Origin of the sequence: Chryseobacterium sp. WG23 (assembly GCF_024586575.1) — a bacterium.
GTDB lineage: Bacteria > Bacteroidota > Bacteroidia > Flavobacteriales > Weeksellaceae > Chryseobacterium.
In genome coordinates, this window is the sequence record NZ_JALCZE010000009.1 from 92,677 (window position 1) to 114,629 (window position 21,953).

Here is a 21,953-nt window from a genome sequence, read left to right on the forward strand (position 1 = left end):
TAATTCTATTTTTTTTATAAATTGCGAGTCTGGCTTCAAGCCAGAATATGACTGAAAAAACGAAACTATAAAAAAATATGATTGTGAATAACTTTACAACAGTATTAAAAATCGCGCCTGCTTTTTTATTGGCCAGTACAATAATGCATGCGCAGACAACAGACTCTGTCACAAAGGAAAAGAAAATTGAGGAGGTAGTGTTGATTGGGTATGGAAAACAGAAGAAATCTGACCTTACAGGGTCTATAACTTCAGTTACTGCAAAGGACTTCAATGGAGGAGCTACCTCTGCAGGACAGCTGATCCAGGGAAAGACACCTGGCGTACAGATTACCAATAACAGTGGAGCTCCAGGCTCAGGAACAAAGATCAGAATCAGAGGTACCTCTTCTTTAAGTGGAGAAAACTCTCCATTGATCGTTATTGATGGTGTTCCTCAGGATTTTGTGGGAATGAATGGTGTTTCTGACCCGTTATCCCTCATAAACCCTAACGATATCGAAACATTTGATATCCTGAAAGACGCTTCAGCTACCGCTATTTATGGTAACAGAGCTTCCAATGGTGTTATCCTGATTACAACCAAAAAAGGAACTTCCGGAAAATTCAAACTGAATTTTTCTACTGTAACCTCAGTGTCTACCAAAATGGGAAATGTAGATGTACTGACGGCACAGGAATTTAGAGACTTTGTCAACACTTATGCTCCGGACAGCTACAAAACAAAACTGGGAAATGCAGATACCAACTGGCAGGATAAGATTTATCAGGCAGCATGGGGTACGGATAATAATGTCGCCCTTTCAGGAGGTATTAAAGGACTGCCTTATCGTTTATCATTAGGCTATAACGAGCAGAATGGTATTGTAAAATCAAATTCATTCCGAAGAACTTCAGTAGGTTTGAACTTAAATCCAAAATTCTTTGATAATCATTTATCAGTGAATGTAAATGCAAAAGGGACTTTTACGGATAACCAATTTGTAGACGGTGGAGTGATCAAGGCAGCTACGTATTTTGATCCTACACAGCCTGTTTATTCAGGAAATACCAAGTATGGAGGTTACTATGAGTGGTTGGATCCAGGAGCCGCAACCGGATTTAACGCAAATGCCAATTCAAACCCGCTGGGGATGATTGACGGGGTAAGAGATGTATCATCGGTAACAAGAGGATTGGGAAATATTCAGTTAGATTATAAATTTCATTTTCTTCCTGACCTGCATTTCAATGTAAATGCCGGATACGATTATACAAAAAGTAAAGGACATAAATTTAAAGATGCTAATTTAAGACAAGGCTATACCGATAAGGGCAGTTCGAATCTTTATTCTATGGAGAAGAATAACAAGCTCTTGGAAACCTATTTTAATTATGTTAAGAATATAAGTGCAATCAATACTGGTGTAGACATTACAGCAGGATATGCTTATCAGGACTTCCGTTTGAATATTCCAGGAGCGACTACCTATAAAGGAACCGGAATCAATGCACAGGACCTGAATTTTGAAACGCAAAACACACTGATCTCTTTTTATGGAAGAGCAATTTTTACAGTAGCTAACAAATACGTTATTTCAGGATCTGTACGTAGAGATGGTTCTTCCAGATTCTTTAACGGAACGAAAGATAATGTGTGGGGTGTCTTTCCGGGTGTTTCCTTAGCATGGAAGCTTAACGAAGAAAGTTTCATCAAAAATATTTCATCAATCAGTACATTGAAACTGAGAGCAGGATGGGGGAAAACAGGACAGCAGGAATTACCAGCTCTTAATGGGAATAAACCTAATAATTATCCTGCCTTTGCTTCTTACAATCCAAGTTATCCGGGAGCAGGTTATCAATTTGGGAATGAATATTATTTTATGTTCAGACCTACCAACTATAACCCAAATCTTACCTGGGAAACTACTACTACCAAGAATATAGGGATAGATTATGGTTTTGCTAGTAATAGAATTACGGGATCCATCGACCTTTTCAGAAAAGATACTAAAGACTTATTGGTGTATGCTGATGAACCTGCAGGGGGTCTGAGTAATGCCAGCTGGCAGAATGTAGGTGATATGAAAAATGAAGGGATCGAAGGAAGTATTACCATTGTTCCTATTAAAAATGAAAAAACAACGTGGGAAGTAAGTTTCAATGCTACCCATTACAAGCCGGTAATAACCAAGCTGAAAGACAGAGCTGATGAATCTTTTAATATGGAAGTTGGAGGTATTGAGGGGGGATCTGGAAATAGAATCCAGGCTCATGCAGTAGGGTATGCTCCAAACGCATTCTGGGTATATCAGCAGGTATATGATACGAACGGAAAACCTGTAGACGGAGCTTATGTAGACAGAAATGCAGACGGTGTAATCAATACGAAAGATATGTATTATTATAAATCAACTACTCCGGATGCTATTTTAGGCTTTTCTACAAAGGTTTCTCATAAAAACTGGGACTTTGCCCTTAGTGCAAGAGCCGTGCTAGGAAACTATGTGTATAACAATATGGCCTCCAACAGTTCCTTACAGTCTGCATCTACCAACGAATATCTTCAGAATGTATTTTCTACAGCACCGGAATATAAGTTTTCGGTACCTCAATATAAATCAGATATTTATGTAGAGAATGCATCATTTCTAAGACTTGACAATATCAACGTAGGTTATAATTTCGGAGAAATTTTTTCTAAAGGAAGTAATCTGAAAGTATACGCTATGGCGCAAAACGTTTTTGTGATCACAAAATATACAGGAGTAGATCCTGAAGTTTTTGGCGGAATCGATAACGGATACTATCAGATGCCTAGAATATATTCTTTAGGCTTTAATTTTCAATTTTAAATAATAATTACGATGAAACTTAATACAATCAAACTTAAAAATATAGTACTGCCTCTTTCTGTTGCTTTTCTACTGACCACAGCGTCATGCGTTAATGATTTGGAAAGAGAACCTATTACGGATGTTACAGCAAAGGTGATCTATAAAGATTTTTCTAACTATAAAAATATTCTGGCAAAACTATATGGAGGTCTCGCTATGGGAGGGCAGATAAGCGGTGACGGTGACCAGCCTGACAGTGATATCAACGGAATTAACGGAGGTTTTTCCCAGTATACGAGGCTGATGTACAACCTGAATGTTTTAACGACGGATGAAGCTGTAATCGGCTGGAATGACGGGAATCTTCACACGCTTCATAAAATGACCTGGGATTCTTCCAACGAATTTATTACAGCTATGTACTACAGAGTGTACACGGAAATTGCTTTCTGTAATGAATTCCTGCGAAATGTGACGGATGAAAAATTAGCGGAAAATAATATTACCGGTGACAATCTTGTACAAGCTAAGCTGATGAGAACTGAAGCACGCTTCTTGAGAGCACAATCCTATTATCATGCAATTGATATGTTTGGAAATGTTCCTTTTGTGGATGAAACCTACGTGCCGGGATCCTTAACTCCTCCACAAAGAATAGAAAGAAAGGCTTTGTTTACCTTTATTGAGTCTGAACTTTTAGCAGTAGCTGGCGAACTAAAAGACCCTAAAACGAATGAGTATGGAAGAGCAGATAAAGCAGCGGCATGGTCACTGCTTGCAAAACTATATTTGAATGCAGAAGTATATACGGGAACACAGAGAAATACAGACTGTATCACTTACTGTAACAAAGTAATTGCCGCAGGATATTCTCTAAAACCAAAATATGACGAGCTATTCCTTGCAGATAACAATATCAATAACCCTGAGCAGATTCTAAGTGTAAATTTTGACGGAATCAATACTCAAACCAACGGCGGAACTACTTATTTGGTTCATGCGGCAATAGGTGGAGATATGAAGGCTTCTGATTTTGGAGTCAGTGGCGGATGGGGTGGTTTAAGAACTACAAAGGCATTTGTAGGCTTATTTCCTGCCGATGGGGCTGATAAGAGAGGAAGATTCTTTACCTCAGGGCAGAATCTGGAAATTAATAACCTAGGTGTTTTTACGGATGGATATGCATTTATCAAGTATAAAAATATTAAAAGTAACGGAACTCCCGGCGCCCACGATAACTGGGTAGAAGCGGATATTCCTTTATACCGTTTGGGAGATATCTACCTCATGTATGCGGAAGCTGTTCTCAGAGGTGGTGCTGGTGGAAGTGTTGCCACTGCGGTCACTTACGTTAACCAATTGAGAGAGCGTGCGTATGGCAATACCAATGGAAATGTAACTTCTATCAATCTGAATTTCATTTTAGATGAAAGAGCAAGAGAATTGTCCTGGGAAACCACCAGAAGATCAGATCTTATCCGTTTCAACAGATATACCACAGGTGATTACCTATGGCCTTGGAAAGGAAATGTAAAAGAAGGAAAAGCCGTGGAAAGCTACAGAAACCTTTTCCCTATTCCGAACAGGGATATTATTGCGAATCCTAATCTTATCCAGAATCCTGGTTACTAACCTTTAAATACCGTTTAAAATGAAAAATTTATTCAAGATATTAGCTGCGGTTTTCATTGGGATATTCATGATCTCTTGTGAGAAGGATGAAGATAAAGCTGTACTGGAGATAACGAAAACTCCGACTTTATCAGCGGATGCTACCACATTGGTTATGATTAAAGCTAACGAAAATGATAAAGCTGTAAAATTTACTTGGACCAATCCGGAATTTAATCTTGCGGTCGTAAACAATAATGCGTTGGAGGTTGCCAAAGCCGGAACGGGTTTTAAAGATGCTAAAAGTACAGATCTTACAGCAAGTGATTTGACTACCACTTATACCGTAAAAGATTTTAATAAAATTATTATCGATGCGGGATTTCTGCCTGAAATTGAAGAAAACATTGAAATAAGAATGAAGGCTTCCGTAGGGAATGCGGTATTTTATTCCAATGTGATTTCAATGAAGGTAACTCCTTATTTGACTACATACCCTTCTTTTTATTTAGTAGGCGATGCCTCTGCTATAGGTTGGGAGGCAAGTAAGGCCCAGCTGTTGTATAAAAACGAGAATATCTCTACAATATATACTTATCTGGAAATCGGTAAAACATTCAGATTCCTGGGACAGAAGGACTGGAACCCATTAAATTACAGTTTAGATTTCGCAGGAATGAAACAGGAAAACAAATATTTTAAAACCTGGTCTTCCAATTTATCTGCTGCACCGGCGGAAAATATTAAGTTTAACGGAGCCAGCGGAATGTATAAAATTGTTATTGATGCAGAAGCTACAAAAAAAACAATCACAGTATCTGCATCCCCAATCACAGTCTGGAATCCTGCAAACCTATACATCGTAGGTACGGTTAACTCATGGAGTGCTGCAACAGCAATTGCTATGACCAACATGGGGGATGGTAAGTTTGAGCATACCCTTGCCCTTCCGGCAGGCTCTCAGTTTAAATTTCTGGGCCAGCAGAGCTTTGGAGATCTTGATTGGGGAAATCTTTTAGGAGATGGCAATACAGGATATCTTGCTCCAAAAGGAAGTAATGGAAATATTACGTTTAACGGAAACGGAGGAAACTATAAAATTTCTGTAGACCTGAAACTGGGAATCTACAAAATCGAACCATTATAATAAGTTAAATGAATTATATAGTAAAGTGTTGCTTTACCGCAGCACTTTATCTATTTTAAGATTATAAATAGTCATTATGAAGAAAATTACAGTTGGAGCAGTGTTGCTCTCCATGATGTTTACAGGTGTGAAAGCCCAATCTTTAAAATCTCCGGATGGGAAGTTCGAAATGAGCTTTCAGTTGAAAGAAGGAGTACCTTACTATAACCTGAAGTACAATGGTGCGGTAGTGGTTGAAGATTCTAAATTGGGATTGCGATTATTTAAAGACACAGCCATAAAATTTGCTTCCGAAATTGCTAAGCCGGAAGATGCAAAATTCGATTTAAACAACGGTTTTGCAAAGGTAGATGAAAAGAGAGATTCTAAAAATGAAACGTGGCAGCCGGTTCTTGGGGAAAAGAAAAACTACATCAACAATTACAATGAGTTGGCGGTTACTTTGAACCAGGCTTCTACAGATAGAAGTATTGTGGTAAAATTCAGATTGTTTAATGATGGTCTGGGGTTCAGATATGAATTTCCACAACAGAAAAACCTTAATTATTTCGTCATCAGAGAAGAAGATTCTGAAATCGATTTCCCTACAGATATGAAAGCCTGGTGGTTGGTAGCAGATTACGACTCTCAGGAATATCAGTATCAGGAAACAAAAGTTTCTGAGATTCCTGCTAAATGGGATCAGGCATTTGACGCCAATGCATCACAGTCATTAGTGAAAAATGCAGTTCAGTCACCATTAATGCTAAAAAGAGAAGGGAAAGAACCTTTATATATCAACGTTGCGGAAGCTGCAGTATTAGATTATCCGGCATCCCATCTGGAAGTTGATGCACAGCATTTCAGATTCAAAACACATCTGACAGCAGACAGACAGGGAGCAAAAGGATATATCCAGACTCCGTCAACAACACCTTGGAGAACAATTATTGTAGCTCCAAAAGCGGAACAGGTGATGGACTCTAAGATGATCTTTAACCTTAATGAGCCTACAAAGTATACCGATACTTCTTACATTCACCCTACAAAATACATGGGTGTTTGGTGGGAAATGATCATCGGGAAATCACAGTGGGCATATTCCACAGCGGAGAATGTTCATATTGATAAAACGGATTTCTCAAAACTGACTCCAAACGGAAAACATGCTGCCAACAATACAAAAGTTAAAGAATACATCGACTTTGCAGCTGAAAATGGTTTCCAGGGACTGTTGATCGAAGGATGGAATATCGGTTGGGAAGATTGGTTCGGGCATTCTAAAGATTTTGTTTTCGATTTCATTACTCCTTATCCGGATTTTGATATCAAAATGCTGAATGACTATGCTCATTCTAAGGGAATAAAGCTGATCATGCACCATGAAACATCCGGTTCGGCAGCAAACTACGAAAGATGGTCTGATAAAGCATTCCAGCTGATGAATAAATATGGGTATGATGCAGTAAAAACAGGATATGTAGGAGATATTATCCCGAGAGGGGAGCATCATTACTCTCAATGGACGATCAACCATTACTACAGAATCGCTGAGAAAGCCAATGAGTATAAGATAATGGTGAATTCTCATGAATCTGTACGTCCTACAGGTGAAAGCCGTACCTATCCAAACTATATTTCTGCAGAAGCAGCACGTGGTACGGAATATGAGGCTTTTGGAGGAAATAAGCCAGATCACCAGACCGTTCTTCCTTTTACAAGATGGATGGGAGGTTCAATGGATTATACCCCCGGAATTTTCCAAACCAAATTAGATTATTATTTCCCTGGAGATAAGCGTTTTGTAAAGACTACATTGGCTAAGCAGTTAGCATTATATGTAACGATGTATATGCCGCTTCAGATGGCAGCTGACCTTCCTGAGAACTATAAAAAGCATATGGATGCATTCCAGTTTATCAAGGATGTAGCTGCAGACTGGGATGATACTAAAATCTTATCTGCAGAGCCTGGAGATTACGTGATTACTGCCCGAAAAGCAAAAGGTACCGAAAACTGGTTTGTAGGAGGTATTACGGACGAAAATAAGCGTGAGTATACTGTAGATTTTTCATTCCTGGATAAAGGAAAGAAATATGAAGCAACAATCTATGAAGATGGAAAAGATGCTGATTATATCGACAATCCTCAAAGCTATAATATCTACAAGAAACAGATTACCAGCAAGTCTAAGATTAATTTTAAAATGGTAAGAAGCGGTGGTTTCGCAGTTTCTATCAAACCTGTAAAATAAATTTTTATAACAATTATAAAACTGCCCCGGCTCTCTGAGCCGGGGCAGTTATTTTTTTAAATAAAGTATTGATTTTCCATTGAATATTTTATTTATCTGAATATTGATATTCTGGTTCTGAAATTTCTATTTTATCGGGTAATGGCTTATTTTTTATCTTTTCGTTATATTCCTTTTGGTATTGTTTTACCGTCTTTCCGGAGCCGTCGTGCTTCCATCCCGGAGAGTAAAAAAGATATTTTATCCTGTCTTTAAAGGAAAGTCCTGGCTGGCGAATATCTTTTCCTATTCTTCTCCATTCATAAAAAAGCATGGTAGCCGGGTCTTTAGATTTTATTTTTGGATATACTCCGTATTTTACAGGGACTTCGGGATCTTCTTTTTCAAATGTTCCGAAGATTTTGTCCCAGATAATCAGTCCCATTCCCATATTACGGTCTAAATATTTGATATTACAGGCATGATGTACGCGGTGATGGGAAGGAGTTACTAAAATGTACTCTAAAAAGCCCATGCTTTTAATAGACTGGGTATGCACAAAGGTACCATAGATTTGTATAGCCGAGTAGGCTACCAAAATATGCCATGGATGAAACCCCATGAATGCTAACGGGGAGAAAAATAGATATCTGTACAAAGGTTGGAATACAGGGCTTCTGAAACCTGTACTGATATTGAAATAATCAGAATTGTGATGCGTAATGTGTACAGCCCAGAAAACCCGTGAGTGATGGTCTACATAATGATGGACATAATAAGCGAAATCCTGGGCAAGAAATACAGCAATCCAATACCATATCCCTTCTTGCCAGTCAAAAATGCGGTGATGATAAAAAAACATCATAACAAACAGGGAAAAGCCCTTCATGATAATGTCCAATCCATAGTTGAGCAGTGCAAAAAGAACATTAGTTGCTACATCCTTGGTTTCATAAATTTTCTCTTTATTAAAATGACTGTAGGCCATTTCCATAAAAATTATAGCAGCAAATACAGGAATGGTCCACGTGTAAACAACGTCTGGGCCCTCAGTATGGAACATTGTACTAAAATCAAACATTTTTTCTGTAAAACTAAAAATAAAACAGATTGTAAACCAGTTTTTTAGAAAAAATATTCTCCCGCATACCATATTTTTTATTTAAATCCATAATAAATGAATTAAAACGGGGAAGTGATGATGTTTTATGAATAAAAGATTGTTGTTTAATAAGAAAAATGAAATCAGTTAAAATATATTTCCAGTTTATATGCTGTTATCTATTTTTAAAACTTTATAAAAATAGGATAATAAAGCTGAGGATGATCATTATTTTGGAATATTTGCTTCAGGATCCAAAATATAGGCCTATATTATGTAAAGTAATGCTTTTTGAATTTAATAAATTGATTTTCAATGTGTAAATGGGTTTTTAAGGCTTTTTTTATTAAATAGGTATGATATTAATTCAAAATTCTTTCTGAAAGTAAAAAAAAAAATTTTTACTTTCAAACCAACTGATTTCTGAACTCTTACTAATTATTTTTTTCTAACAAAATGTCCTGTTTGAAGCTGTTTTCAGTTTTTTATTACAATAATGAAATAAGATTTATTTACTTATTTTATTGGTTTGTAAAGGTTATTTTTTATTAAAATATTGATTTTTTTTAAATTTTTAATGCTCGTTTCATAATTTTTGCTAATTTGGCTGTACTAATAACCCTCATAGAGAATGAAAACTCAGTACCGTTTAAATGTGTGCAGCTGCCTTGCATTGTGCTTAGGTATCTTCTATGGTAATGCACAACTTATTGATCAGAAAAATAAGATCTGGGAAAAAGCAAAACCCGAATCGTTGCGAGAAACCTCGAAATGCGATGATGGTTCATTGCTCAACTTCAACTGTAATATAAGGCAGCATTTTCCGAAGCCTATTACCTACAGTAAAAATGATGCCCAATCCTTAATCGTTGTGCATCATTCAGATGAAGACGAAAACATCTGGTATAATAAAGATATTATTGCAGCGCTTAGCAATACCTCTTTTAAAAGCAGTGGAAGTGATAAACTCATCGAACTGAAAAAGAAACCCAGTATTTTTTCTTATCTGGGATCTAAACAAATTTCCAGCAACCCTAAAGACCGTTTGAATATAGGCCTTGAAGATAAAAATCTTTATGAGGCTATTTTTGTTCCCAGGAAACTTTCAAAAAGTGATTTAGAAAGGGTTCATACCTATTTGTCTATTAAATACGGAATCTCGCTGGTAGGTGTAAAATATTTCAACAGTAAAGGGGATGTGATCTGGGATCCCGAAAAACATAAAGATTTTAAGAACAGACCTACCGGTATAGGTAGGGATGACGCCAATGAGCTTAACCAGAAGCAATCCAGCAACCAGGAGGATAAGACAATCAGTATTGGAAGGGAAAAAATTTCAAGAACTAATTTTGAAAATAATGCTCCGTTAGACAACTATACATTTGCGATATGGTCTGATGATAATAAAGATCTCAGTTTTGAAGAGAAAGAAAACTTAAGGATATTGAAGAGAAATTGGGAAATCAATTTTATCGGCAAGACGATTCCTAAAAAAGGATATGTGCTGCAGATCGCTAAAAAGCTGATGAACCCTGAAAATTCACGTTTAAACTACTGGATGCTTATTAAAAATGAGGATGGCAGTTTAAAAAAAATAGAAGGAAAGGCTAACGATGAAATGGTAGAATATTCGGGAGTAGAATTTCCTGAAGATAAAAATTCTGCTGTTTTTACTTTTGCTACCAATAGTATCGGAGAAAAGCAACCCGACAAAAACAATATTCATGATCCAGCCTATACAAAAGGACCGGGTGATGCTACTTCAGATTTCCAATATATGCTGTATCCGAACCCTGTGAAAATGAACAATAATTTTACAGTGAAATTCCCACCGACAGAAGGATTGGAGATTGCCATTTATGACGGAGGAGGAAGAATTCTTTCTACCGAAAAAATAGATTCGAAAATTACGATATATCAAAACAGCCTCAAGATACAAGGGGCCTACCTGGTCGTACTTACTCAAAACAAAAAACTGATTAAGGCTTTCAAAGTGGTCGTTGATTAATTAATACTATTTCCCTTAATATATGAAAACTAAATTACCCATTAGGTTGAGAAGAAAGCATCTTCTCATCTTAGTATTCTTTGCTTCAGTATTTACTTTTGCAAGTTTTACGAAAGAGGACAGACAGAAAGTGAGGGCTTTCAAACTTCAGCTTATGAAGAAATATGTCTATCATCAAAATGATAGCACTACAGCATCCTCCTTATCCGATCATATTAATCATTCCACTCCTCTGCTGAATAAAATATCAGCAGCTCCTTCTCCCACAGAAGGCTTGAGTGTTCAGAATAAAGGATTCCATGAAATAGTATCCGCACGTATTGAAAAACCGGAGAATGTATTTGAATCGATAGAAAAACAAGGTATTATCGGTGAATTCTCTGATGATGAATCAGATGATGCAACAGATAATTTCTTCACCATAAACCTTCCGGAAGTTAAAAACCAAAATGTTGCAGCATATCTGGAGTATGATCTGTTTGGGCTTGATTCTTACCAATCTGTCTCCAGATCCATCAACAAAAATGTTGCGTTCGGTGGGGATATTATTGTTCCGGGGAATAAATGGAACGTACAAAAAGAAGAGGTCAGCCTAAATTCATTACATCAGGGAAAAAATACAATTCTCTTTACTTCTTCATTGAACGGAATAAAATATCGGGTAAAGAATGTAAAAATAGTACTTGAAAAAAATCTGAATCCACAAAACGGGATTTCTACACTTCTTTCCGAAGACCATTTATATGTAAAAGGTTCGGATAGCCATTGGGGATCCCAGGCTGTAAACATCAATGGCCAGATGGTCGAATCTTCCAGAGGAGAATTTGAAACACTTGTTAAACTTTCGGATGAAGATAAGAAAAGAGGATTTGTATCTGTTTCTTCTTCTGCCGGAACAAAACAATATCCGCTTTCTCAAAGTGTGCCTTCTTTTAAAATTGTAAATGAAGCCAGGTTTGTACCTTTCATTGTCACTGTATCAAAAGATTCGGAATACAATGAAAAGTATGAGAATGCTACGGTAAGCATTGAAAAGAATTCAGTAGCAGAATCCGGGCAGGTTGAAATACTGAAATTGAGAAAAAAGGATTACCCTTCTGTTGTCGGAGAGATTAAAAATCTATCTGTAAATGCTACTGCGTATCGTATAAATACCAAGTCAGGAAATTTTACCAAAAAAGTGAAACTGTCCTTTCCTTATGATGAGAAAAAGCTTGGAGTAAGATCCGCTAAAGAAATTAAAGCATTCCATTTTGATTATAATTCAAAAAAATGGATTGAAGACCCTACTTCTGTAGTGAATACGGATACCAAAATGGTAACAGTAGAAACAGACGGGGATGGAGATTATATCAATGGAATTATTTCCGTACCTGAATCTCCACAACTCAGCGCCTCTAATCCTACGGGAATAAGTGGATTGAAAGCAGGTGATGCAGCAGCTGCGAGGAATTTTATTTCTCCTCCAAGTGCGAATCAAAAGGGAGGATCAAATGTGTCGTACCCTATTGTAATTCCATCTGGAAGGAAAGGGATGCAGCCTAATATCAGTGTTTCTTATGATAGTAATAAATCTAATGGCTGGATGGGAGAAGGATGGGATGTTAATGGCATTTTATCGCTCAGTATAGATACTCGTTGGGGTGCACCAAGCTTTGATAGTCAGACAGAAACTGAATTATATTCTTTAAATGGTGAAACCCTAGTATATGACGGTAATTATTTGCCTCATAGGCATAATGATATCAGTGAAACCAGCAGTATATTCACTACTAGGAAGCAAAAACGGGATACTCTGTTAATCGATAATAAAAAGACTTTTTTCCTTAGAAGAAATCACGATTTTTCAAAAATTGAGAGATATGGAACGACTCCTAAAGATTACAGATGGGTAGTTACCAATACGAAGGGAGGTAAAGTCTACTATGGAGGTAATGAATCTGGAGTTATTGAAAATACGGTTATTAAAGATGGCAATGGTAATATTGTTCACTGGGGAGTATGGAGAGAGCAGGACGCTCTCAAAAATTACATTGAATATGAATATGAAAATATAAAATTACAGGGGCTTACTGCTGAAAATGAAAACTTAAACGGAGGACAATATTTCCATATCAGTAAAATCACTTATACGAAGATGGATGGTCAAAACCTCAAGTATTATACCGTTGAATTTGAAAAAGAAAGCAGGATTACCAGACAGGATATCAGTATCAATGCTAAAAGAGGAGTGAAGGAAGTAGAACCCTATAAACTATCTAAAATATATGTAAAATATGATGGAGAACTGATAAGAACCTATACATTCACCTATAAGGAAGGTCAGTTTTTTAAAACATTATTGAGAAGTGTAGTACACAAGGATACATCTAATGATGTTGCTTACAATAGCTTACTAACCGAACAATTTGACTTTGAATATTTTGATGATATCAAAAGTACACCCAATAGCAGTCCTGTCAATTTTGGAGGTTCTGTAGATATTAATGCCGGAGGTGGGGGAGATGCATTTCCCATTTTACCTAATTTTTTGAAACCTTCTAAGATTTCAGCTAACAATACATTTGAATGGGGGGTAAACGGAAGAGTACCAGGGGTTGGTTTAGACTTTCTTCTGCCTGGTCCTACCAGAGCGTATGGCCATGTAATGGCATCTTTTAATTTGGGCCATTCAGAAGCAGAAGCTAAAAAAGCCCAGGAACTTATGGATTTTGATGGCGATGGAATTCCAGATCTGATTTATAGAAAGCCAAGTAGCGGACTATTTCTTCGTTCAGGAAACCTTTCGGGTGCGAATATCAGTTTCGGACAGGAAAGACCTATACGCTATCTGAACAGTAATTTTTCCCTTACTAAAACCAAAACCCAGAATATAGGTTATGATGCTGGTGTCAACGTTTTTGGTATTGGATTCAACTTCTCACAGATGTGGGCCACCAGTAAAAGTGAAACCTCATCTTTTATTTTGGATGCCAACTCTGACGGAGTGATGGATGTAGCCCAGGATGGGCGGGTCCTTTTCGGAAGAATCAATCCAACAGATGGATTTGTTGAAATGACTCAATATAGTGACAATACAGAAAATATGGTGATTGTTGCAGATACCATGATCCAGCATAATTCTCCACTGGAAGGAACCTGGCAGGATATCTCTAAAAATGATGTTGTTAAAGTCTGGGTAGCTTCAAGAGACGGATACATTAGGTTTGAAGATAATGTGCAGGTTGAGAATGTACCTAATGCTAAGGCACAGTATTCGGTGGAAATTAAAAACCCTGCTACTCCTGATAAAAATGGGAGAATTTATTTAAAAGAATTTACAGCAGGAATGCCGTCAGAATATATATCAATTACCAGCTATAATGCGTATTATTCTCAAATACAGGCTCTGCCACCTTCAAGTACTGATCATTTAGGAGTTAATGATGCTTCAAAATTATACGTGAAATCGGGAGATAAAGTATTTATAAGGCTGCATAAAAATGACAATTACAGCTTTAAAGTGATGTCTAATCCTACGATAAGCTATGTGGGAATTCCTAAACCTATTTCTATAGGACTTTCTCAGGACGGGTTCAGGGCTAATAATGGTGCATACAGTTATAATTTCCTTTTAAATAATCATACCAAACCTATTTCTATAGATACGCCGGGAAACATTAGCATTACAGTTCCAAAAATTACGTTTCCAAATTCTCAGGATGATATTACCTTTAAAATTATTAAAACTACGGCAAGCTCCACTACAGGAGAGGTAATATACTCTAAGACCTATGCTAAAAGTAATATTCCATTTGATACCGTTCCATTATACCCGGGGGTAGCAAATGTAACAAGTTTGTCCTTTAGTACAAATGATGTTCCGGCTACGATTAATTTTGTTGTGGAATCGGATTCTCATACTACTTTTAGAGATGTTAACTGGAATAGAATTAATGTAGATTATTCTCCTACATCAGGAAATCCACAAAATTATACTGCTGTAGCAGGGTATCCTTCTGATGTTATTACAGAATTTAATCCTGTAATAGACATGCAATATCTTAATATCCCAAGTGGTGTGAATACTTATAAAATTGGGATTAATAAAAATATTCCTTCTAACCCAGGTCTTCCTACGGGTAGCTTTTACTATATTGTTAAAAGCAACGGAGCTATTGCCACTAAAAGAAGGATAATGTCCCCTATGAATAGCTCCGGAAGTATTGTTGAACTAGATATGGTCAATAATAATCAGATAATTTCCGGAAACTCTCCTGCTGAATTTTATACAGGTGATATTTTTAGTGCACCAATAGGTGGAGTCACTTTAAATATTCAGGTATATTGTAAAACTAAAGCAGACTATGATTTTTATAAAGCTTACAGTGCTTTATTTCAAAATAATCCATTTAATATTTATTATGGAGCCAATACATTCATAGCTGCTGCTAACCATACCTCAATAAATTCCTCAGCATTAGAAAATATAGGTCAGTTTTATCATAACTGGAGCCAGTTCCTTTATAATGAATATGCTGATGTAGTTCCTACTGGGAATACTGATGGTTTTATGCTGAATCCGGCAACTCCTTCAGATAATTATGGACGTTTGATCAATCTTGCATCCATGCAGGAAGTGAATATACCGGTAAACCTTAATTTCCCGATGTGCAATAACCTTGCTACACAGGATGAAACAGCACAGTGTATTGCCCAGCAGATCAGCAATACAGGATTCTATCAAAACCCTGCTAATTTTGGGCCTAAACCGGTAACGGTATTAAACCCAACTGTATATAAGCAGGTAACAGGTCCAAGAGACAATGAAGTTACTACTTATACTGAAAAATGGATTGGGGTAGGTCCTGAACAATACGCAATGGCAGATTCATTTAAGGATAATGAAACAGCCAGTGGTTTCTTTAATCCACAGACTGCAAATCCTGACTTACCGGATAATTTGCTTCTTCAGGGTAATGTAGACACCAAAATGTTCTCTATTAATAAAAAATATTACAGTAAATCGAGAACGAATACATTAAGCGGAAGCTTATTTAATTTTGGAATTCAAAATGCAAGCTCTGTTTTAGTAGGAGATGGGAATATAGCACTACAGGACTTTATGGATATGAATGGTGATGGTTATCCAGATGTGGTGTATAAAGATGCTATGCAGATCACTAATTCTACCGGAGGACATGGAGGATTGCGTAATCCTTTTGTAAATGCTTATATATCGAACACAGACAGTTATTCCAAATCATTGTCTCCACAATATTCAGCGGCTAAATTTATCCAGACAGGGGCTTCATCCAGAAACGGAGAAGTAAGAAGTAATACCAATCAGTACTCATATAGCCCTAATGTAGCAATGAATAGTGGAATCGAAACCTCTGCATCATGGTCTGCACAGGCTTCCGTAAATTATGATTCTAAAGATTCGGGAGAATCTTATTGGATGGATGTGAATGGAGATGGATTAGCAGATAGAATCACAGGCGGAGGTTCAAGCAATATGAAGTATTACCTTAATTTAGGATATGGTTTGGATAGTGGCTACAGTTATAAAAACGCAGAAACCTTTGCATCGGGTCCTGTAGGATCACTTGGTTTCAGTCTGGGATTTGATTTTGGAGGGATGAGCGGACTGGTAGTAAGTGCGAGTGCGGGTGCATCTGCAGCATTAGGTTCATCTAAAACCACTTTTGAAGATATCAACGCTGATGGGTTGGCAGATATTTTAATTGTTGGAAGTTCTAATACGTATGTAAAGTACAACCTTGGAAACAGATTTTCTAATGCTGTTGAACTGTTTAGAAATGGTGGAGGATTAGACTATAATAACGAATCTAAAACCTATAGAGGGGGAGTTTCTGTAGGAGCAGGCTATTACTACACATTCCCGATTGTATGGTGGCCATTCCCACCAATTCCACTGATCTATCTGAAAATAGGAGGTCAGGTGACCGGAAATATGGGGCTTTCCATTGCTGAAGTAGATAAATCCTTTAAAGATATGAATGGTGATGGCTTCCCGGATCTGGTAGTTTCTAAAGACAACGGATTTGTAGTAAATTATTCAACAATTGGAAGAACCAATAAACTGAAAACTGTTACCAATTTCAAAGATAAAGCGCCATTTAGTGTTTTTGGTTTGGATTACGAGTTTGTGAAACCCACTTATAATGATTCTCATGGAAGATTGGTGATGAAAGAAGTCAGAGTGATGAATCCGGATATCTTCTCACCAACGTATCTATCACCAACAAATAATAAGGATATTGTAAAAACATTTAAATATGAAGGGGGAAAATATGACAGACGTGAACGTGAGTTTTTTGGATTTGAAAAAGTAACTACTTATGATATGTGGTATAGCAATAATATCTACAGGTCACAGATAGATTATTATGAAAATAAGAGTTATTTTCTAAATGGTAAATTGAAAAAAGTTGAGATGTATACAGGTGTAAATGACCTTAATGCTTCAACAGAGTATACTTACAATATTTATAAATTTAAGGATAATAACACACGACTGGATATGAACAGTTCCCTTGCTGAAACTTTTGATACAGGAGGTAAGGAAGGTCGAAAAATGGCCATTGCATTATTGGTGAATACCAGAAAGAAAAATATTGAAAATGGAGGATATACCCAAGTGGGAGAAGGATTAGATTATACGGATAAAGGTTTTGTTAAGCAAATGATGCATTTTAGCAATTCTGCTACTTATAATACCGTGATTGATTATCATAATTATCCGTCTCCTAACAATATTATAAGCATACCTAGATCAATAAAGGTCTATGAAGCATTATCCACATCCAATCCAATCCGTGAAAGATCAACAAAGATAGATCCTAACACAGGTCTAATACTTCAGGTTTCTGCTAAATTGAACAGTTCAGAAATAGCAAATACCGATATTACCTACGATTCTTTTGGAAATATAGTGAACATTATGTATCCAGAGAATGAAAACGGAGAACGGTATATTTTAGATTATCAATATGATACGGATACCCATAAGTATGTAGTGACTACAAAGGATGTTTTTGGGTTTACTTCATCATCAGATTATGATCCAAAATTTGATGTGGTAAGACAAACTACCGATGCTTCTGGGAATACTACCGAATATGAATATGATGCTAAAGGACGTATTGCCAAAATACTGGCTCCTAAAGAAAAAGAAGCAGGGGCACCCTATACCGTTAAATATTCTTATAATACATATGGAACACCCAATCCAAATTTGGGATATGTTAGTAATTATTATTGGTGTTTAACACAAAATTATAATCCACAGGACCCATCCAATCCGATAGAAACGATGACGTTTTCAGATGGTTGGGGGAAAGTGGTGCAGACTAAAAAAGATATACTGCTGAATGGAGAGGAGAAAATGTCAGTGTCAGGAAGAACTATTTATGACGTGGTGGGAAGGGCTATTTCACAGCATCATCCGATCTTTGAAAATAAGTATCCTCCTAATGATCCGAATCATACAAATGTGTGGCTTAATATGAGTGCGCCTTCACCTTTTTATTCCTCAATCCAAAGAGATACTAAAGATAGAGTTGCAGTTACGGTCGATGAATTATTCCATACAGCTAATACAATGTATTCTGTTGAAAATAATATGTTAAAGAGTACGTTAGTTCTATTTCAGAATAGTAATACTCAGCTTAAATCCGAAACATTTACAAGTTCAGAAGGAAAAACGATGCAGGTTAAAAGTTATCTGAATGGACAGGCATTGACTACGAAGTACAACTATAATACGATTGGAGAATTGAAGTCCACTGAAGATCCAACAGGTATTAAAACATTGTATACTTATGACAAGGGAGGGAGAAGAACCCAGGTGGAACATCCGGATCATGGTGTAAATAAATATGAATATGACCCTGCTGGAAATATGATCAGATTGTTTACTACTAATATGGAAAACACAAGTTCTGCTCAGCAGTATATTCATTATGTTTATGATATTAACAGACTTTCTGATGTGAAATTCCCGGATCTGCCAGGAGCTAATCCTTCTAATGTTCATTATGAATATGGGCCTCCAGGTTCAGGAAATAATGCTGGAAAAGTTATTTTCCAATCAGATAATTCCGGAACAACCAAGTTTGAATATGGAAATATGGGGGAAGTGGTAATGGAGCATAAAACGATTTCAGGATATGGAATTCCCAATATGGAATTCAGGACTTTATTTGAGTATGACAGCTGGAACAGAATCCAAAACCTTACGTATGCAGATGGAGAACTTGTACAGTATGAATACGATCTTGGAGGTAATCTTAAAAGAATACACAACAAGGAGGGGTATGAATATGTTAAAGAGATTGTTTATGACCAATATGAGCAGAGAGCCTCTATTGAGCTAGGTAATGGTACGAAATCGGAATTTACATACACTGCAGCTGACAGAAAACTGAATACCCACCGTCTTAAAGATTATTATGGAACGGATCTTCTGAGAAATGATTATAAATATGATTATGTAGGGAATATCACAGAGCTGAAAAATACTGCTGGAGTATATAATGAAATGGGAGGGAATTATATTTTCAATTATAAATATGATCATTTGAACAGGCTTACTTCTTCTGATGGAAGCTTTACCGGAGATCCACAGACTCATTTTGGTACAACCGCTTCAGATTTTGAAATGACTATGGCATACAATAATGCTGGTGGAATTGAACAGAAGTATCAGAAACATAATCAGGATGGTAATGTAAATGATTTGAATTCATATGATAACAGATATTATTATGTATCAGGTACCCATAAAGTAGAGCATATTGAAAATGCAAGTACCGGGCAGTATGAAAAATTTGAATACGATTATAATGGGAATGTAACAAGATATAATAAGTATGGAGAATCCGATCAGTTATTATGGGACGAGCAGGATCGTTTGAAGGCTGTTAACAGAGAAAGTCAAGGTGTTTTCCAGTATTATGTTTACGATGATAAAGGAGAAAGAATAATTAAATGTAACCTGGAACAAGGAGCGCAACTCTACCAGAATGGACAGGTTATAGATCCAGGAACAATCCAGGTCAATAGTTTTAAGATATATCCTAATGCTTATCATGTGGAGAATTCAAATAAAATGCTCACAAAACACTATTTTGCAGGATCAGAAAGAGTAGCAAGCCGAATTATGGACTTTGACTTTCCAACCATGAGACAGCAGGCTAACCCCGGGATTGCTTCAAAAGATAAAAATAATGGAGCTGATCTGAAGCGGTATCTTGAAAAAGCAGGAATAGATTTCAGTCAGGTAAAAATTGAATTAGCTAAGGGACCACAACTTCAGGCAGGTGTTTATTATCTGCATGGAGATCATTTGGGAACAGCTACTTTTGTGACGAACCAGGATATGAAACCTACTCAGTTTTTCTTAAATTTACCTTTTGGAGAAACTATGGCAGAGCAGATGACTGGAGCTTATAATAATCCTTATAAATTTAATGCTAAAGAACTAGATGAAGAAACTAGTCTGTATTATTATGGAGCAAGATATTATAATCCTAGGTTGAGTATTTGGTATGGAGTGGATCCTATGGCAGGAAGCTATGCTAGCTGGAATCCATATGCCTATACATTTGACAATCCAATAAATCTGATAGATCCCGATGGAAGAGAGCCTCGCCCTAGATACAGATATGAAAATATCAGTAAAAATAAAAACTATGGTACTGTTTTAGTCCTGCCTTTAAATTATAAATCAGATGCTGCTATGCTGTCCGAATATAAAGCAGCCAAGCAACAGGGCATGCCTATGATTTTTGTATCAGGAATAAATGGCCTTGCCCAGTCAATTAAAAAATTGAAAAGTCAAAATGTGGACTTCAGTGCCTTGTCTGTCTCTCAACATGGTAATCAGGGGTTTTTCCAAATAGGAAGTGAATCTGCATATCATGCAAAAATGCCAAACGGTGGTCCAGTGGAGGTTCAAACACCAAATGGTACAGAAACGAAAATACTGGAGAGTACAAGCTCTCAGTTTAAACATTTAGGTAACTTATTAAAAGGTAAATTGGTGTTTATTGGAGAATGTCTCGTTACAGCCCAGAATGATGCTGATGCGAAAAAAATGATGCAGTCATTTTCAGATATTACACAATCAATGGTGTTTACCTCTGATCATAGTGTACCTTCTGGTTATACCTATAAGGGGAATTCAAGTTATTTAAATTCTCCCGAGGCAAGTGAAGGTGGTGATGTAAATGATTATCATATTTTTTCACCCAATCAAAAATCAAAAGAAGTATATGATTTAAAAATTAGACAAAATGGATGGTTCAATTGGAATAAAAAAGATAGCACTAAGTAATATTCTCGCGCTCTTGGTATTATGTTCTTGCTCCCAAAAAGACAAGAACATAACTAAGGAGGTTAATTATAAGTACTTTAATGAGTTTTCTTTATCAGGTATTGAAAAAATAAATGATATTGATTCCTATAATGGAAATTTTTATCAGATATTTAAAGAGAAAGATTCAGTAAAGACAATCTCAATCAATAAAAAGAATACTACCTTTTATAAATTTGATTCTATTTTATATTTGAATAAAGGGAAATATTGGTATTGTGAACATCAATTACCACTAGCCAATTCTGAGAAAGCTTTTACAAGCTTCTCCAAAGTAGATGTTAAGTATATATTCAATGATAGTATAATGGTATGGTCACGAGATTATTTTAACAGAAATTATGCAGGAAAATATGCAGGACAAAGTGTTCAACTTTTTACTAAAAATGATACTATTAGTGAAATTTTTAAGAATGATCTTACCGGAAAACAAATAAATGGAGATCAGAGACTGGATATTCTAAAAAAAATAATCCTCAAAAAATAAATTCATACCTTCAATAGCATATCATAAAACAGCCAGCTCTCTGAGTTGGCTATTTTATTGATATAGGTTTTAGAGATCATTTAATTATGAAAATCAATTGGTCATTATAATCTGGTAGAATTGAATTGTAAAATTTTAGTCATTATTAAATACCCTCTATTTAAATTTTTAATGCTAAATTGTCCA

8 protein-coding genes are annotated in these 21,953 nt (G+C 36.3%); 7 read left to right on the forward strand and 1 reads right to left on the reverse strand.

What is annotated here, in order from left to right:
- Positions 1 to 83: 83 nt before the first annotated feature.
- From MP477_RS14850 to MP477_RS14865, 4 genes are all read left to right on the forward strand, one after another.
- The gene (locus tag MP477_RS14850; RefSeq protein ID WP_257191014.1) at positions 84 to 2,837 is read left to right on the forward strand and encodes a SusC/RagA family TonB-linked outer membrane protein; all 2,754 of its coding nucleotides are present in this window, start codon (positions 84 to 86) and stop codon (positions 2,835 to 2,837) included.
- A gap of 12 nt (positions 2,838 to 2,849) precedes the next feature.
- Positions 2,850 to 4,451: a RagB/SusD family nutrient uptake outer membrane protein gene (locus MP477_RS14855; RefSeq protein ID WP_257191015.1), complete on the forward strand. Its 1,602-nt coding sequence runs from the start codon at positions 2,850 to 2,852 to the stop codon at positions 4,449 to 4,451.
- Positions 4,452 to 4,470: 19 nt separating this feature from the next.
- Positions 4,471 to 5,577: a SusE domain-containing protein gene (locus tag MP477_RS14860; RefSeq protein WP_257191016.1), complete on the forward strand. Its 1,107-nt coding sequence runs from the start codon at positions 4,471 to 4,473 to the stop codon at positions 5,575 to 5,577.
- A 76-nt stretch (positions 5,578 to 5,653) separates the two neighbouring features.
- Complete coding sequence (locus MP477_RS14865) at positions 5,654 to 7,810, forward strand: glycoside hydrolase family 97 protein (protein ID WP_257191017.1); 2,157 nt, start codon at positions 5,654 to 5,656, stop codon at positions 7,808 to 7,810.
- An 88-nt stretch (positions 7,811 to 7,898) separates the two neighbouring features.
- Here MP477_RS14865 and MP477_RS14870 read toward each other — a convergent pair whose 3' ends face one another.
- Positions 7,899 to 8,870 carry a sterol desaturase family protein gene (locus MP477_RS14870; protein WP_230034623.1) on the reverse strand — a complete coding sequence of 324 codons (972 nt, stop codon included), beginning with the start codon at positions 8,868 to 8,870 and terminating at the stop codon, positions 7,899 to 7,901.
- A gap of 652 nt (positions 8,871 to 9,522) precedes the next feature.
- On the opposite strand from MP477_RS14870, the gene MP477_RS14875 reads away from it, so the two are divergent.
- The 3 genes from MP477_RS14875 to MP477_RS14885 are packed head-to-tail and all read left to right on the forward strand — an operon-like array spanning position 9,523 to position 21,767.
- Positions 9,523 to 10,899 carry a T9SS type A sorting domain-containing protein gene (locus MP477_RS14875; RefSeq protein WP_257191018.1) on the forward strand — a complete coding sequence of 459 codons (1,377 nt, stop codon included), beginning with the start codon at positions 9,523 to 9,525 and terminating at the stop codon, positions 10,897 to 10,899.
- Between the two features lie 22 nt (positions 10,900 to 10,921).
- Positions 10,922 to 21,241: an RHS repeat-associated core domain-containing protein gene (locus MP477_RS14880; RefSeq protein WP_257191019.1), complete on the forward strand. Its 10,320-nt coding sequence runs from the start codon at positions 10,922 to 10,924 to the stop codon at positions 21,239 to 21,241.
- Complete coding sequence (locus MP477_RS14885; RefSeq protein ID WP_230034629.1) at positions 21,201 to 21,767, forward strand: hypothetical protein; 567 nt, start codon at positions 21,201 to 21,203, stop codon at positions 21,765 to 21,767. Before MP477_RS14880 ends, MP477_RS14885 begins: the two co-directional genes overlap by 41 nt.
- Positions 21,768 to 21,953 lie beyond the last annotated feature (186 nt).